Consider the following 13,945-nt stretch of genomic DNA (forward strand, 5'->3'; position numbering starts at 1 on the left):
CAATGGCGAAGCAAGGGCAAACCAGCAAACCAGGCCGTGAAAACACCGGTCTCGAAGGTCTGACCGCCGCAGCGACCGATGCGGCAAAAGCCAGTCCCGCCGGACGCGGCCTGCCGCCGGTGCATCTGTGGAATCCGCCGTTTTGCGGCGATCTCGACATGCGAATCGCCGGCGATGGTACGTGGTTCTACATGGGCACGCCAATCGGGCGGCCGGCGCTGGTCCGGCTGTTTTCGACCATCCTGAAGCGCGAGGACGGCAAGCACTTTCTCGTGACCCCGGTCGAGAAGGTCGGCATCCGTGTCGACGATGCGCCGTTCCTGGCGGTCGAAATGCAGAACGAGCAAAGCGAGGGCGGTGGCCGCCTGCTGCGCTTCCGCACCAATGTGGACGATTGGGTGCCCTGCGACGGCGGGCACCGGCTGCGGTTCGAGATGGCTGCCGACGGCGGCCTCATGCCCTATCTTCACGTCCGCAGCGATCTCTGGGCCAAGGTCACCCGCGCGCTCTATTACGATCTGGTTGACATGGGGGAAGAGCGGGTGGTCGATGGACAGCCAATGTTCGGAATCGAATCCGGCGGCGAATTCTTCGCGATGGCCGACGCGAAGCAGGTGAGGGACGCGCTTTGAACGAGCCGATGCTGAAGAAGTTGGAACCGGCTGCGGTCAGCTCGGCGGAATTCTTCGCGCGGACCAAGGCGCGGCTGAACTTCGACGTCCCGCCCGGCCTGATCGATCCGAACATCATTCCCAGAACCGGCGACGAGGGCAATGATCGGATGCTCGAGATCATCGCCCAGGAACAGCCGGTGCGGCCAGCGGCGGTGCTGATCCCGGTGGTCGATCATCCGGAGCCGACGGTGCTGCTGACGCAGCGCTCGGAGCATCTGAGCAGCCATGCCGGCCAGATTTCGTTTCCCGGCGGCAAGATCGATGCAACCGATGCTTCGCCGATGGATGCTGCCTTGCGCGAGGCCGACGAGGAAGTCGGACTGAAGCGCGATTTCATCGAGCCGATCGGCTACCTCGATCTCTATGGCACGGCATTCGGCTTTCGCATCCTGCCGACGGTGGCGCGGGTGAAGCCCGGGTTCAAACTTGACATCAACGAGGGCGAGGTCGTTGACGCCTTCGAGGTGCCGCTGGCGTTCCTGATGAACCCGGAAAATCACCAGATCCACTCCAAGGAATTCCGCGGCATGGAGCGTTCCTATTACGCGATGCCGTTCGCCGAACGTTACATCTGGGGCGCGACCGCCGGCATCCTGCGGGTGTTGTACGAGCGGATTTATCTCGCATGATCCGTCCGGTACTGACCGAACTTGCAATTTTCCTGATCCCGTTCGCGGCCTATGCGCTGTTCCTGATCGCAACCCGTTCCGGCGTGCTGGCGAAATCTTCCTGGCCGGCGCATCTCGTCGCCAAGCTCGTGCTGGGGTCGCTGTTGCTGGTGATCACCAGTTTCGTCCTGCTCGCGCATTTCAGAGGGGGGGAGCCGGATTCGACCTACGTTCCCGCCCATATCCAGAACGGCAAGCTCGTTCCGGGGACAGATAAGCCTGGAGCGGGGAAATGAGCGAGGTGCGCGTGCTCGCCGATACACCCTGGCTCAAATCAGGACCGGCTGCCCGTGTGCTCGCGCTGCTCAACGGTAACAACGAGGAAGCCCGCGTGGTCGGCGGCGCCGTCCGCAACGCGCTTCTGAACATCCCGTCCGGCGATCTCGACATCGCCACCACAGCGCTGCCTGATGAAGTGGCGCGTCGCGCCAAGGCGGCGGGCATCAAATGCGTGCCGACCGGCATCGAGCATGGCACCGTGACGCTGGTGGTCGACGCCGTTCCGTTCGAGGTCACGACCTTGCGCGAGGATACCGAGACCTTTGGCCGCAAGGCCAAGGTCGCGTTCGGCCGCGACTGGGTTCGCGATGCGGAGCGGCGCGACTTCACCATCAACGGCCTGTCCGTCGATGCCGACGGCGTCGTGCACGATCATGTCGGCGGGCTCGCCGATATCGCAGCTCGTCGCGTGCGCTTCATCGGCGACGCCGGCCAGCGCATCGCCGAGGATTATTTGCGCATCCTGCGGTTCTTCCGCATGAACGCCGTCTATGGCGTCGGCGCGCCCGACCGTGAAGGCTATCTCGCCTGCATCGGCGGGCGTGCGGGACTGGCCAGTCTCTCCGCCGAACGTGTGCGGATGGAAATGTTGAAGATCATGGTCGCCGAGGGCGCGCTGGTTGCCGTCACCGCGATGGGGGATGCCGGTCTTCTGCAAGCGATCTTCGGCGGCGTCACCTACACGGGACCCATGGCTGCGATGATATCGGCGGAGCGTATGCTGGGGCTGCCGCCGAGCCCGGTTCGCAGGCTTGGCGCGCTCTCGGTAGCGGTAACCGAGGACGCCAAACGTGTCGCGGCGCGGCTGCGTCTCACCAACGCGGAAGCCAAGGCGCTGGATTCCATGGGTCACCGCTGGTGGCGGCTTGCCGACATGGACGAGGCGAGGGCACGGCGGCGGCTCTACCGGCTCGGCGAGGAACAATATCGCGACCGGCTGCTGCTGGCCTGGGCGCGCTCAGGGGGGAGCCAGGACTTCGCTGACAATCGCGCCGCCTATTGGCGTGAATTTGCCACCCTGCCGCAGCGCTGGAGCGCACCGAAGTTTCCGCTGAAGGCGGCTGATTTCATCGCGCGCGGCATTGCCGAGGGCCCGGCGCTCGGCCACGTGCTGACACTGGCGGAGGACGCCTGGCTGGCGGCGGATTTTCCGCTCGATCAACCCGCGCTGTCGGCCATTGCCGACCAGACCGTCGCCCGCTTCACCCGCGACCACCGGCTGTGAAGCGGCATCCGTGAATATTCTCGCAGGCTTTGCCGACATCTCGATCGTGCAGCTGTTGCTGGTCGCCGGCGTGGCGCTGTTTGCTTCCGTGATCGGCGGCCTTGCCGGCTACGGCACCGGCGCGCTGATGCCGCTGGTGCTGGTGCCGTTGATCGGCGCCGAGCCAGTGGTGCCGATCATCGCGATCTCCTCGATCTTCACCAATATCAGCCGCTTCGTCGCTTATGTCCGCTATGCCGACCGCCGCCGCGCGCTGATCGTGATATCGGCCGCGGCGTTGACCACGGCGCTCGGGGCTTACGGCTATACGCGGCTGTCCGGTGCCGGCGCGGCCCTGGTGATCGGCAGCATGTTGATTCTGAGCGTGCCGCTGCGCCGTTTTGCCAAACGCCGCGATATCAGGATCAGCGACGCCGGACTCGGCGCCGGCGCGGTCGGCTATGGCGTGGTGGTCGGCGGCACCTCGGGCTCCGGCGTGATCCTGCTGTCGCTGTTGATGGCGGTCGGCCTCGAAGGCGCAGCCGTAATCGCCACCGACGCCGTGATCTCGGTTGCGACCTCAATCGTCAAAATTTCGGTGTTCGGCCTGGCCGGCGCCGTCACCGCGCAGGTGCTCGCCTTTGCGATCCTGATCGGGGCTATCTCGCTTCCCGGCGCGTTCCTCGCCAAGGCCTTTGTCGAGCGCATGCCGGTGCATATCCACACCGCGATCCTCGACGCCGCCGTCATCACCGGCGGCGTGGTGATGATCTCAACCGCCGCGCGGTCTCTCATCGGTTAGAACGCGGTCGGTTGGAAAAACGATACCGCCGGGCATCCTGACCCGGCGGTATCGCAGGAGTGCTTTACGCTACCTTCTTGCTCTTTTTCTTCTTGTGGTCGTCGTCCTCATCTTCGTTGTCTTCGCTTTCGTCTTCATCCTCGTCCTCATCTTCCGCATCATCGATTTCAGCGGATTCGAGCACGGCCTTGGGAAGCGTTTCGCGAAACAGATCGCCTTCGCCGCCCATCCACAGGCACTCGACCGTGTCGTCGCTGACCTCGGCCACCGTCAGCGGGTGACCGCCGGATTTCAGAATAACAACATCGCCTGGCTTCAATTCCATGATCTTCCCTCCGCGCTGATTGACGCGATGGGCAGGCTAGCGATCGGTCATGACAGGCCGATCACGGCCGGCGGTTTTCGCGGTGGAGATTTGCGCGGTGGAACCGGAACTCTAGACTCTTGTTTTGACGCGTTTTCTTCACGCGAACCGGTATCCACCCCCGGATCAAGTCCGAGGGCATGCTTCGCTCGAAAACGCTCTAAGGCAGCAACTCGGTCAGCGAGCGGATGATGCGGTCGGGCTTGATCGTTGAATCCGCGGGCAGGCCGTCGCCGTGCACGTCGATCCAGATCGCGTAGATGCCGAGGCGCTGCGGCGCCACGACTTCCCATTCCAGATTGTCGCCGATCATCCAGGTCTCGGGCGCGCTGACGCCGAGGGCCTCCATCGCGTGCAGATAGGCGCGCTCTTCCGGTTTGCCGAAGCCGTGCTCGCCCTCAATCTGGATGTGATCGAACCTGTGCGACAGCGCGAAACGTTCGACCTTGGCGCGCTGCGGACCGGCGGCGCCGTTAGTCACCAGTGCCAGCTTCACCCCGTGCGCCTTCAGCGCGTCGATCGCGTCATGCGCGCCGGGGAAGACGAACATCTCTTCCTCGCGGTAGGCATGGAACCGGATGGCGAGCCGTGCGGCGAGATCCCGCGACAGCGGCGCGTGGCCGGCGGCGGCAAGCGCTGCAAATCCGTTGCCGACCACGATATGTCGGGCCTCCTCGAGCTTCAGCCGCCATTCGGCTGAGGCCGCGGCCCAGAATTTCCGGCCGGAGTCCACGATCGCCGCGGCGACCTGTTGCGATGTGATGGCGCCCAGCTCATCGGCAAATTCCGCCGCGACATTGTTCCAGGCGATCTCGGGGCGGCCATAGGCCGACAGGATGGTGTCGTCCATGTCGATCAGCATGGCGCGAGGCAGCTGTGTCATCTTGTTCAGGGCCATCCTGTTCAGGGCCATTTCACTTCGGGGGGCATCGACGACAGGATTGAATCGACATTGCCGCCGGTCTTCAGGCCAAAGGTGGTGCCGCGGTCATAGAGCAGGTTGAATTCGACGTAGCGTCCGCGGCGCACCAGTTGCTCCTCGCGATCGGCCGGTGTCCAGGAGGTGTCGAAATTCTTCCGTACCAGTTCGGGGTAGATTTTCAGGAAGGCGCGGCCGACGTCCTGGGTGAAAGCGAGGTCGGCATCCCAGTCACCTGAATCGTGGTGATCATAGAAAATCCCGCCGATGCCGCGCGCTTCCTTGCGATGCGGCAGGTAGAAATATTCGTCGCACCATTTCTTGTATCGGTCATAATCGGCAGCGCCGTTCGGCCCGCTGCATGCCTGCTTCATCGCCGCGTGAAAGGCGATCGTGTCGGCGTCTTCCTGGCTGCGGCGCCGGTCGAGCACCGGCGTCAGGTCGGCGCCGCCGCCGAACCACGTCTTCGTCGTCACCACGAAGCGGGTGTTCATGTGCACGGCAGGAACGTGCGGGTTGCGCATATGCGCGATGACGGAGATGCCGGATGCCCAGAACCTGGGGTCATCGGTGGCGCCCGGAATCTGCGAGCGGAATTCGGGGCTGAATTCGCCATGCACCGTCGAGCAATGCACGCCGACTTTCTCGAACAACCGTCCGTACATCATCGACATCACGCCGCCGCCACCGGGTTTGCCGGTATGGTCGGCACGGTCCCACGGCGTGCGCACGAAGCGTCCCGCGGTGCCGGGATAGAGTGAGGCGGGTGCGTCGTCTTCGAGCCGCTCGAAGGCCGCGCAGATGTCGTCGCGCAGCGCTTCGAACCAGCCCCGCGCCCGCGCCTTGCGATCCTCGATGACGGTGACGTCCATCGGTCTAGCCTTGCGGACCGTAATAGGTGCAGCTCTCGTTGCAGCTGTCGCGGTGAACGCTGACGCGGGTGATCTTTCCGGCGTGCTGGACCCGCTCCCAGATGAAGCGGGACAGGTTTTCCAGCGTCGGCGGGCCAAGCGCCTCGACCTTGTTGAGGAGCTTGTGGTCGAGCGCCTTCTGGACCTCCGCCATGCTGCGTTCGAGCAAGCCGAGATCGAGCACCATCCCCGTGGCGGGATCGGGCGTGCCGCGCATGGTCACTTCGGCGCGAAACGAGTGGCCGTGAATCTCTTCACTATCAGCGCCAAAGGTCGTTCCCGGCAGCGAATGTGCGGCCTCGAAGCGAAACGATTTCGTCAGTTCCCACATTGTGAAAGCTCAAATCCTATCTGATGCCAGTACTACCTGATACCGAGTGTCTTGTGTGTCTGCAGGCTGAGTCGCCATTGCGGGTGCTGCAGGCAATAGTCGATCGCGCGTGCGGTGTTTTCGACCACGTCGGGTCCATCCATCGGCTGCAGCGAGAAGCGCTCGAAGGCGAGACCTTCGAATTGCTCGGGCGCTGCATCCGCTTGCGGATAGACCAGCTTCAATTCATGGCCCCGGCGCACCACGAGATCGGAGCCGGCTTTCGGGCTGACGCAGACCCAGTCCATGCCCTCGGGCGGCTCGATGGTGCCGTTGGTTTCGATGCCGATCTCGAAGCCGCGCGCATGCAGCGCGTCGATGAACGGCGTGTCCACCTGCAGCAGCGGCTCGCCGCCGGTCAGCACGACGTAGCGGTTGGCGTTGGCGCCGGTCCATTGCGCGGCGATGGTATCGGCGAGTTCATCGGCCGAGGCATAGCGGCCGCCCAGCGTGCCGTCGGTGCCGACGAAATCGGTGTCGCAGAATTTGCAGGTGGCGGAGCTCCGGTCCTGTTCGCGGCCGGTCCAGAGGTTGCAGCCGGCGAAACGGCAAAACACGGCCGCGCGGCCGGCATGCGCGCCTTCGCCCTGCAGGGTCAGAAAGATCTCTTTGACCGCGTAACTCACCATCTCTCCATCAGGTCTCGATCAAGCCTTCTCAATCAAGTATTGGAACCGGTTTGCCGCAGCGCCTCGCCCAGTGCCATGGCGGCCGCCATCGCGACGTTGAGCGAACGCAGGCCCGGCTTGATCGGGATCACCAGCCGCGCATCGGCGACGCCGGCGACCTCGTCGGGGACACCTGCGGATTCCCGCCCGAACAGCAGGACGTCATCCCGCTGGTAGCGGTAATCCAGATAGGAACCGGCCCCCTTGGTCGTAAACAGGACCAGCCGGAAACCCCCGTCGTTACGCCATTGTTCGAATTTTGACCATGAGTCGTGGCGTGTAATAGCGACATGGTCGAGATAGTCCATGCCGGAGCGGCGGAAATGCCGGTCGGACACCGGAAAGCCCGCGGGCTCGATAATGTGGGCCGCGACATCCAGGCATGCGCACAGGCGCAGAATCGTTCCGGTGTTCTGGGGGATATCGGGCTGGAATAGCGCAATCTGCATGATGTTGGCGGCCTGTGAAGCCCTGATGAAATGACTGAATAATCACAGCTCGACGCGGATTTAGTGCATTGCACGCTTGCGAGCCGATAGCGGGCTTGCGCTCTTACGGCAAGGGTGCCAATAGAACGATTCTGGACTGCTTGTTCCGCCCGGATTGGCCGGGAAAAGTGGTCTTTCTGCCGCCGCGGGGGCCGCGGGCGCCGGCAGCCACTTTCGGGCGCGATTCCAGCGTCTCCGGGGCGGTTCCGCTGGCTGCAGATGAGAAAGGGCTTGGAATCGTGACGACAGCGTCTTCGGCGGACCATCCGACACGCCGTGATTTTCTTTTTGTTGCAACGGGGGCCGTCGCCGCCGTAGGCGCCGCTGCCACAGTGTGGCCGCTCGTTGCCCAGATGAACCCGGACGCATCGACGATCGCGGCCGGTGCGCCGATCGAGGTCGATCTGACGCCGATTGCCGAAGGGCAGGACATCAAGGTGTTCTGGCGCGGCAAGCCGATCTACATCAGCCATCGTACCAAGAAGCAGATCGAAGAGGCGCAGAAGGTGTCGCTGTCGAGCCTGCCCGATCCGCAGCCCGACTCGGCACGCGTCAAGGCGGGCCATGACCAGTGGCTGGTGGTGATCGGCATCTGCACCCATCTCGGCTGCATCCCGATCGCCCATGAGGGCAGTTACGACGGCTTCTTCTGCCCCTGCCACGGTTCGGTGTACGACACCTCGGGCCGCATCCGCTCGGGCCCGGCGCCGACCAACCTGCCGGTGCCGCCCTACACGTTCGTTTCCGATACCAAAATCCAGATCGGCTAAGGCCCCCGGACGCCCGTCCGGGACCTTAATCCGTCGCGTCGTTTTACTTCCTCAGGATCGCATCAATGAGCGGACCATCCGATTTCCAGCCGACCAACCCCGCCTTGAAGTGGATCGAACGGCGTCTCCCGATCATGGGTCTCGTCCATTCCTCGTTCGTGGCCTATCCGACGCCGCGTAACCTGAACTACTGGTGGACCTTCGGCGCCATCCTCTCGATGATGCTGGCCCTGCAGATCGTGACCGGCGTGATCCTGGCGATGCACTACACGCCGCATGCCGATCTCGCTTTCAAATCGGTCGAACTGATCGTCCGCGACGTCAACTACGGCTGGCTGCTGCGCAATATGCACGCCTGTGGCGCCTCGATGTTCTTCTTCGCCGTCTACATCCACATGTTCCGCGGCCTGTATTACGGGTCGTACAAGGAGCCGCGCGAAATCCTCTGGATCCTCGGCGTCATCATCTACCTCTTGATGATGGCGACCGGCTTCATGGGTTACGTGCTGCCGTGGGGCCAGATGAGCTTCTGGGGCGCCACCGTCATCACCAATCTGTTCTCGGCCGTGCCGTATTTCGGCGAGAGCATCGTGACGCTGCTGTGGGGCGGCTATTCGGTCGGCAATCCGACGCTGAACCGCTTCTTCTCGCTGCACTATCTGTTGCCGTTCGTGATCGCCGGCGTGGTCGTGCTGCACATCTGGGCGCTGCACGTTGCGGGCCAGAACAATCCGGCCGGCGTCGAGGCGAAGACCGAAAAGGACACCGTGCCTTTCACGCCCTACGCCACCATCAAGGATGCGTTCGGCGTCTCCTGCTTCCTGCTGTTCTTCGCCTGGTTCATCTTCTACATGCCGAACTATCTCGGCGAAGCCGACAACTACATCCCGGCCAATCCCGGCGTGACGCCGCCGCATATCGTGCCGGAATGGTACTATCTGCCGTTCTACGCGATCCTGCGCTCGATCCCGAACAAGCTCGCCGGTGTGGTGGCGATGTTCGGTGCGATCCTGATCCTGGCTTTCCTGCCCTGGCTGGACAACGCGAAGACCCGCTCCTCGAAGTATCGCCCGCTGGCGAAGCAGTTCTTCTGGGTCTTCGTCGTCGTCTGTCTGCTGCTGGGCTGGCTCGGTTCCAAGCCCGCCGAAGGCATCTACGTGGTCGCCGGCCGGATCCTGACCTTCATGTACTTCGCCTATTTCCTGATCCTGCTGCCGCTCTTGAGCCGGATCGAGACGCCGCGGCCGGTGCCGAATTCGATCGCCGACGACGTGCTGGCCAAGACCGGAAGCAAGTCGACACCGATGGTTTCGACGGTGCTTGCGCTCCTCGTCGCCGGCGGGTTGTTGGCCGGCGGCATGCAGCATGCTCGCGCGGCGGAGGGCCAGGAAAAACCGCCCGGAAACAAGTGGTCGTTCGCTGGCCCGGTCGGCAAGTTCGATCGCGGCGCGCTGCAGCGCGGCCTGAAGGTTTACAAGGAAGTCTGCGCGTCCTGTCACGGCCTGTCCTACATCGCCTTCCGCAACCTCGCCGAAGCCGGCGGTCCCGGTTATTCGGTGGCGCAGGCGGCAGCGTTCGCGTCCGATTACAAGGTCAAGGACGGTCCGGACGACAAGGGCGAGATGTTCGAGCGGCCGGGCCGGCCGGCCGACTATTTCCCGTCACCGTTCCCGAACGAGAATGCGGCGCGGGCCGCCAATGGCGGCGCGTTTCCGCCGGACCTGTCGCTGATCAACAAGGCGCGTTCCTACCCGCGCGGCTTTCCGCAGTTCCTGGTCGACTTCTTCACCCAGTACCAGGAGCAGGGCCCGGATTACGTTTCGGCCGTGCTGCAGGGCTATGAAGACAAGCCGCCAGCCGGCTTCTCGCTTCCAGAAGGTTCCTATTACAACAAGTACTTCCCCGGCCACGCCATCAAGATGCCGAAGCCGCTCAGTGACGGCCAGGTGACCTATGACGACGGCGCGCCGGCCACCGTCGCGCAGTACTCCAAGGACGTCACCACGTTCCTGATGTGGACCGCGGAACCGCACATGGAGGCGCGGAAGCGGCTCGGTCTGCAGGTGTTCGTGTTCCTGATCCTGCTCACGGGGTTGCTGTACTTCACCAAGAAGAAGGTCTGGGCCAACGCGCACTAAGCGCTGGGTTCATCGCAATTCGGAAAAGCCCCTGCGGGGGCTTTTTTGTTGGGTTCGTCATTGCGAGCCACCCGGTCGGCGCGCAGCGCCGCCGGATGGACAGGCTCCGCGAAGCAATCCACCTATCCGTTATGCGGCGGCATGGATTGCTTCGCTGCGCTCGCAATGACGGCTAATGGATTGCTTCCGGACCCCACAGCGGACAAAATGGCCGCCAATCGCTCCCCAAAAAATACGGAGGACCCCATGGGAACCAGCATCACTTTCAAGCGTCCCGACGGCAAGGACGCGGCCGGCTATCTCGCCAATGCGGCGCGCGGCAACGCGCCGGGCGTGGTCGTGATCCAGGAATGGTGGGGGCTGCAGGACCAGATCAAGGGCATGTGCGACCGCTTCGCGGCGGCCGGGTTCGACGCGCTGGCGCCGGATCTCTACAAGGGCACGGTGGTGCCGTATCACGACACGGACGCCGCCGGCAAAGAGATGAACTCGCTGGATTTCATGGATGCGACGACGCAGACCGTGCGCGGCGCCGCGCAATATCTCGCCAAGAACGGCGCCAAGGTCGGCCTGACCGGCTTTTGTCTCGGCGGTGCCGTCACCATCATCGGCGCCACCAAGATTCCGGAGCTCACGGCCGGTGTGGTGTTCTACGGCATCCCGCCCGAGCAGGCGGCAAAACCGGCGGACGTGAAAATTCCGCTGCAGGGCCACTTCGCCAACAAGGACGACTGGTGCACGCCGGCGCTGGTCGACGGTTTCGAAAAGGCGATGAAGGAAGCGGGCAAGTCGCTGGAGCTGTTCCGCTATGACGCCGAGCACGGCTTTGGCAATGAACAGCGCCTGTCGGTGCACGACCGGCAGTGCGCGGAGCTCGCCTGGGGCCGCGCTACGGAGTTTTTCAGGAAGCATCTAGGGTAAGACGTCTCCTTGTCATTGCGAGCCAACGGGTCGGCGCGAAGCGCCGCCCGATGACAGGCTCCGCGAAGCAATCCATGTTTCAGCTTGCGGCGCTATGGATGCTTCGTCCGCTTCGCTCCCTTGCACAAACGCTTCGCGTTTGTTGCAGGCAATGACGATAGATAGAGGTTGAGAATGAAAATCTTCTGCACAGGCGCGTCCGGTTATATCGGCGGATCGGTGGCGGCTCATCTCGTGGCCGCCGGACATCAGGTCACCGGCCTGGTTCGTTCCCCGGAAAAGGCCGATGCGGTGCGCGCCCGCGGCATCGAGCCGTTATCGGGAACGCTGGATGACGCAGAAATCCTGGCGCAGGCGGCGCGCGCCGCCGACATCGTCATCAATGCGGCCAGTGCTGATCACAAGGGCGCGGTGGATGCCCTGCTTGGCGCGCTGGCCGGAAGCGGCAAGCCGTTCATCCATACCTCGGGTTCGAGCATCATCGGCACACAGTCCAAGGGCCAGCGCTCCGATGCGGTGTTCGATGAAGACACGCCGTTTACGCCATCGCCTGCGCGTGCGGCGCGGGTCGCGCTGAACGAATTGATCCTGTCCTATCGCGACAAGGGCTGCCGTCCCGTCATCATTTGCCCGAGCCTGATCTACGGCATCGGCCATGGGGCGGGACGCGACAGCGTGCAGGTACCTTTCCTGATAAAGCTCGCGAAAAAACGCGGCAACGCGGCCCATGCCGGTCCCGGCGAGAATATCTGGTCGAACGTTCATATCGACGATCTCGTGACGCTCTATGCGCTCGCGATCGAGAAGGCGCCAGCCGGCGCGTTCTACTTCGCCGAGAATGGCGAGGATTCGATGCGCGAGGTTTGCGAAGCCATCAACCGCATGCTGGGTTTTGCTGGACCGCCATCGGCAATGTCGATGGAAGAGGCGGTCGCCGAATGGGGCGAGGGCACGGCTGAAAACACGATGGCATCCAACAGCCGCGTGCGTGCGGTGCGGGCACGGCAGCTCGGCTGGAAGCCGCAGGCGCGCAGCCTGATCGAGGAGATCGAGCAGGGCTGTTATCGGTAGCAGGCAACCCGGCGTGGATCGGAGGGTGAGTTCGAATGGTACCAACTATCCAGCCAGACCAAGAACCGATCGCGGTCGGCGAAGGTGCGTTCGCCGTGCCGCAGCGCATCGGTCGGCGGTGTTGGAGGGGCTGGAACAGGCCGAACTCGGAGAGTTCGCGAGCGATGAGGAGATGGCCGCACTTTGGGAGAGGTGTGGTCTGTGAACTATAGCTCTGTCGTCCCTGCGAACGCAGGGACCCATAGCCACCAGCGATAATTGTTTTGCACGCTGGTCGCTATCTTCCTCTTTCAGCAACAGAGGCCGCGGCGTATGGGTCCCTGCGTTCGCAGGGACGACATCCGTTATGAGGAGCCGGCATCGCCCCGCACCCCGTCCCACCACGCGCACGTGCCGGACATCAGCTGGTAATTGCCTTCCATCACCTGCACCGGCGCGCGCAGGCCCTCGGTGGCGGCTTGCATCCGCATCTGGCGCGCGGTCTCGCGGTCTTTCGGCGGCAGCCAGACCCGTTCATGTCCCCACAGGCTCGGGCCATGATGCATTTCGACCGGCTGCCATGTCGCCGGATCGATCTCGCGGCCGCCCCAGCCGCATTCGATCATGAAGGACGACGGTGTCCTGGCGTAGAACGAGGTCATGAAATCGTTGGTGTGGCGGCCGAGCGTGACGCCGACGCGGTCGGGCTGCATCATCGCAATGTCGTAGGATTGCCCGACATCGTCGAGCGAGAACAATTCCACCATCAGATGATGCATGCCGTTCCTGCCGGTCTCGATCAGCGCCAGGCTGTGATGCCGCGCGTTGACGTGAAAGAAATAGGCGCGGAACGGCTTTTCGATGTAGTCGGAAAGCCCGAAGCCGAGCACGTCGACATAGAACGCCATCATCGGATCCATGTGCTCGACGGTCAGCACGGCATGTCCGAGGCCGAGCGGACCGGTGCGAAAGCCCGAGATCGAGCGGCCCGGACTGAACGGCGTCTCGTCGATCTCGGCGCCGTAAAACGCCTCGAGCCGGTTGCCGCCGGGATCGCGAAACGAGATCAGGCCGCGCACGCGCCCGGCATCGGCCAGCGTCTGCGGCTCGGCCGTGACGGTGATGCCGGCTTGTTCGAGCCGGGCGGCGAGCTGGTCCAACGCCGCCGCGTCGGCGACTTCCCAGCCGAAGAAGCGCGCGCCTTCGCCCATCGCGCGGTCGATGACGATGCGCTGCTTGCGGTCGTCCATCCGGAAGGCGAGCAGCGAGTTGCCGCGCTCGACCGCCTGCAGGCCGACCAGGGAGGTCCCGAACTGGCGCCAGTCCTCCAGCGCATCCGATCCGAAGCCCGCGTATCCCAGACCCAGCAATGCCATCCCTTGCCTCCGCCTGCCTGTTGTTTTCGGGCGTTGTTGCCGCCGCCGCTTGGGCCGGATGCTACGCGGATTTTGGCCGTTTCAAACCCCAAAAGATAGCCGGCTGGGCAGGCCAGGGCGCCGAGGCCTCCCTTGACATCGCTCGCGGCGGATGGTGATTAAGCGACATGAGCACCGCCGTCCGCCCATCCCGTCTTTGGTGGCGCACCTCTTAAAGAGGTGGCCGGTGCGATTTCATTTTAACAATCGTCGAAGGTCGCCATCGCAGTGCGACCGGCGGTTTGTTTATTTGCCCTTCGTTTGTCCTGTGTGGCGTTCCCTCACCAAGTTTCGTAAGAGGATC

Annotated in this window: 16 protein-coding genes; 9 read left to right on the forward strand and 7 right to left on the reverse strand. The window is 63.7% G+C overall.

The window, feature by feature from the left end; all coding sequences use genetic code 11:
- The first annotated feature begins 2 nt into the window (after window positions 1-2).
- Genes JQ609_RS15245 through JQ609_RS15265 form a run of 5 tightly spaced genes read left to right on the forward strand, consistent with a single transcriptional unit; the run spans window position 3 to window position 3,627 of the window.
- On the forward strand, window positions 3-632 hold the full coding sequence (locus JQ609_RS15245) for a DUF1285 domain-containing protein (RefSeq protein WP_212274005.1): 630 nt from the start codon (window positions 3-5) through the stop codon (window positions 630-632).
- Between the two features lie 8 nt (window positions 633-640).
- On the forward strand, window positions 641-1,303 hold the full coding sequence (locus JQ609_RS15250) for a CoA pyrophosphatase (RefSeq protein ID WP_409363283.1): 663 nt from the start codon (window positions 641-643) through the stop codon (window positions 1,301-1,303).
- Window positions 1,300-1,578 (forward strand): DUF6111 family protein, encoded by a 279-nt coding sequence (locus JQ609_RS15255; RefSeq protein WP_212274006.1) that lies wholly within the window; start codon window positions 1,300-1,302, stop codon window positions 1,576-1,578. The genes JQ609_RS15250 and JQ609_RS15255 overlap by 4 nt, the downstream gene beginning before the upstream one ends.
- Complete coding sequence (locus JQ609_RS15260; protein ID WP_212274008.1) at window positions 1,575-2,846, forward strand: CCA tRNA nucleotidyltransferase; 1,272 nt, start codon at window positions 1,575-1,577, stop codon at window positions 2,844-2,846. The genes JQ609_RS15255 and JQ609_RS15260 overlap by 4 nt, the downstream gene beginning before the upstream one ends.
- Window positions 2,847-2,856: 10 nt before the next feature.
- Window positions 2,857-3,627 (forward strand): TSUP family transporter, encoded by a 771-nt coding sequence (locus tag JQ609_RS15265; protein WP_212274009.1) that lies wholly within the window; start codon window positions 2,857-2,859, stop codon window positions 3,625-3,627.
- 64 nt (window positions 3,628-3,691) lie between these two features.
- On the opposite strand, the gene JQ609_RS15270 is transcribed toward JQ609_RS15265, so the two are convergent.
- The 6 genes from JQ609_RS15270 to JQ609_RS15295 all read right to left on the reverse strand — a co-directional run bounded on the left by JQ609_RS15270 (window position 3,692) and on the right by JQ609_RS15295 (window position 7,308).
- Window positions 3,692-3,952 carry a YodC family protein gene (locus JQ609_RS15270; RefSeq protein ID WP_212274010.1) on the reverse strand — a complete coding sequence of 87 codons (261 nt, stop codon included), beginning with the start codon at window positions 3,950-3,952 and terminating at the stop codon, window positions 3,692-3,694.
- 199 nt (window positions 3,953-4,151) lie between these two features.
- Window positions 4,152-4,889: an HAD family hydrolase gene (locus JQ609_RS15275; RefSeq protein ID WP_212274090.1), complete on the reverse strand. Its 738-nt coding sequence runs from the start codon at window positions 4,887-4,889 to the stop codon at window positions 4,152-4,154.
- Window positions 4,890-4,894: 5 nt separating this feature from the next.
- A complete protein-coding gene (gene hemF, locus JQ609_RS15280) occupies window positions 4,895-5,782 on the reverse strand; it encodes an oxygen-dependent coproporphyrinogen oxidase (RefSeq protein ID WP_212274011.1) in 888 nt (295 codons plus the stop codon).
- Window positions 5,783-5,786: 4 nt separating this feature from the next.
- Window positions 5,787-6,152, reverse strand: coding sequence for a 6-carboxytetrahydropterin synthase (locus JQ609_RS15285; protein ID WP_212274013.1), 366 nt, complete (start codon window positions 6,150-6,152; stop codon window positions 5,787-5,789).
- A gap of 32 nt (window positions 6,153-6,184) precedes the next feature.
- The gene (queE, locus tag JQ609_RS15290; RefSeq protein WP_212274014.1) at window positions 6,185-6,817 is read right to left on the reverse strand and encodes a 7-carboxy-7-deazaguanine synthase; all 633 of its coding nucleotides are present in this window, start codon (window positions 6,815-6,817) and stop codon (window positions 6,185-6,187) included.
- A gap of 35 nt (window positions 6,818-6,852) precedes the next feature.
- Complete coding sequence (locus JQ609_RS15295; RefSeq protein WP_212274015.1) at window positions 6,853-7,308, reverse strand: tRNA (cytidine(34)-2'-O)-methyltransferase; 456 nt, start codon at window positions 7,306-7,308, stop codon at window positions 6,853-6,855.
- A 278-nt stretch (window positions 7,309-7,586) separates the two neighbouring features.
- Between JQ609_RS15295 and petA the strand changes: the two genes are divergently transcribed.
- From petA to JQ609_RS15315, 4 genes are all read left to right on the forward strand, one after another.
- Window positions 7,587-8,117 (forward strand): ubiquinol-cytochrome c reductase iron-sulfur subunit, encoded by a 531-nt coding sequence (gene petA, locus JQ609_RS15300; RefSeq protein WP_212209265.1) that lies wholly within the window; start codon window positions 7,587-7,589, stop codon window positions 8,115-8,117.
- Between the two features lie 65 nt (window positions 8,118-8,182).
- On the forward strand, window positions 8,183-10,255 hold the full coding sequence (locus JQ609_RS15305) for a cytochrome c1 (protein ID WP_212209267.1): 2,073 nt from the start codon (window positions 8,183-8,185) through the stop codon (window positions 10,253-10,255).
- Between the two features lie 246 nt (window positions 10,256-10,501).
- The gene (locus JQ609_RS15310; RefSeq protein ID WP_211999025.1) at window positions 10,502-11,176 is read left to right on the forward strand and encodes a dienelactone hydrolase family protein; all 675 of its coding nucleotides are present in this window, start codon (window positions 10,502-10,504) and stop codon (window positions 11,174-11,176) included.
- A 174-nt stretch (window positions 11,177-11,350) separates the two neighbouring features.
- The gene (locus tag JQ609_RS15315; RefSeq protein ID WP_212209269.1) at window positions 11,351-12,247 is read left to right on the forward strand and encodes an NAD-dependent epimerase/dehydratase family protein; all 897 of its coding nucleotides are present in this window, start codon (window positions 11,351-11,353) and stop codon (window positions 12,245-12,247) included.
- 344 nt (window positions 12,248-12,591) lie between these two features.
- Here JQ609_RS15315 and JQ609_RS15320 read toward each other — a convergent pair whose 3' ends face one another.
- A complete protein-coding gene (locus tag JQ609_RS15320; RefSeq protein WP_212274016.1) occupies window positions 12,592-13,602 on the reverse strand; it encodes a VOC family protein in 1,011 nt (336 codons plus the stop codon).
- Window positions 13,603-13,945: the final 343 nt, after the last annotated feature.

It is taken from the genome of Bradyrhizobium sp. AUGA SZCCT0169 (genome assembly GCF_018130085.1).
Taxonomy (GTDB): Bacteria; Pseudomonadota; Alphaproteobacteria; order Rhizobiales; family Xanthobacteraceae; genus Bradyrhizobium.

What these genes read in the sequence shown, in the direction of transcription:
- JQ609_RS15250 (WP_409363283.1), top strand. Translation starts at nt 641, where the DNA reads ATGCTGAAGAAGTTGGAACCGGCTGCGGTCAGCTCGGCGGAATTCTTC.
- JQ609_RS15295 (WP_212274015.1), bottom strand. Translation starts at nt 7,308, where the DNA reads ATGCAGATTGCGCTATTCCAGCCCGATATCCCCCAGAACACCGGAACG.
- JQ609_RS15275 (WP_212274090.1), bottom strand. Translation starts at nt 4,889, where the DNA reads ATGGCCCTGAACAAGATGACACAGCTGCCTCGCGCCATGCTGATCGAC.
- JQ609_RS15320 (WP_212274016.1), bottom strand. Translation starts at nt 13,602, where the DNA reads ATGGCATTGCTGGGTCTGGGATACGCGGGCTTCGGATCGGATGCGCTG.
- JQ609_RS15255 (WP_212274006.1), top strand. Translation starts at nt 1,300, where the DNA reads ATGATCCGTCCGGTACTGACCGAACTTGCAATTTTCCTGATCCCGTTC.
- JQ609_RS15245 (WP_212274005.1), top strand. Translation starts at nt 3, where the DNA reads ATGGCGAAGCAAGGGCAAACCAGCAAACCAGGCCGTGAAAACACCGGT.
- JQ609_RS15270 (WP_212274010.1), bottom strand. Translation starts at nt 3,952, where the DNA reads ATGGAATTGAAGCCAGGCGATGTTGTTATTCTGAAATCCGGCGGTCAC.
- JQ609_RS15285 (WP_212274013.1), bottom strand. Translation starts at nt 6,152, where the DNA reads ATGTGGGAACTGACGAAATCGTTTCGCTTCGAGGCCGCACATTCGCTG.
- hemF (WP_212274011.1), bottom strand. Translation starts at nt 5,782, where the DNA reads ATGGACGTCACCGTCATCGAGGATCGCAAGGCGCGGGCGCGGGGCTGG.
- JQ609_RS15310 (WP_211999025.1), top strand. Translation starts at nt 10,502, where the DNA reads ATGGGAACCAGCATCACTTTCAAGCGTCCCGACGGCAAGGACGCGGCC.
- JQ609_RS15305 (WP_212209267.1), top strand. Translation starts at nt 8,183, where the DNA reads ATGAGCGGACCATCCGATTTCCAGCCGACCAACCCCGCCTTGAAGTGG.
- JQ609_RS15260 (WP_212274008.1), top strand. Translation starts at nt 1,575, where the DNA reads ATGAGCGAGGTGCGCGTGCTCGCCGATACACCCTGGCTCAAATCAGGA.
- JQ609_RS15315 (WP_212209269.1), top strand. Translation starts at nt 11,351, where the DNA reads ATGAAAATCTTCTGCACAGGCGCGTCCGGTTATATCGGCGGATCGGTG.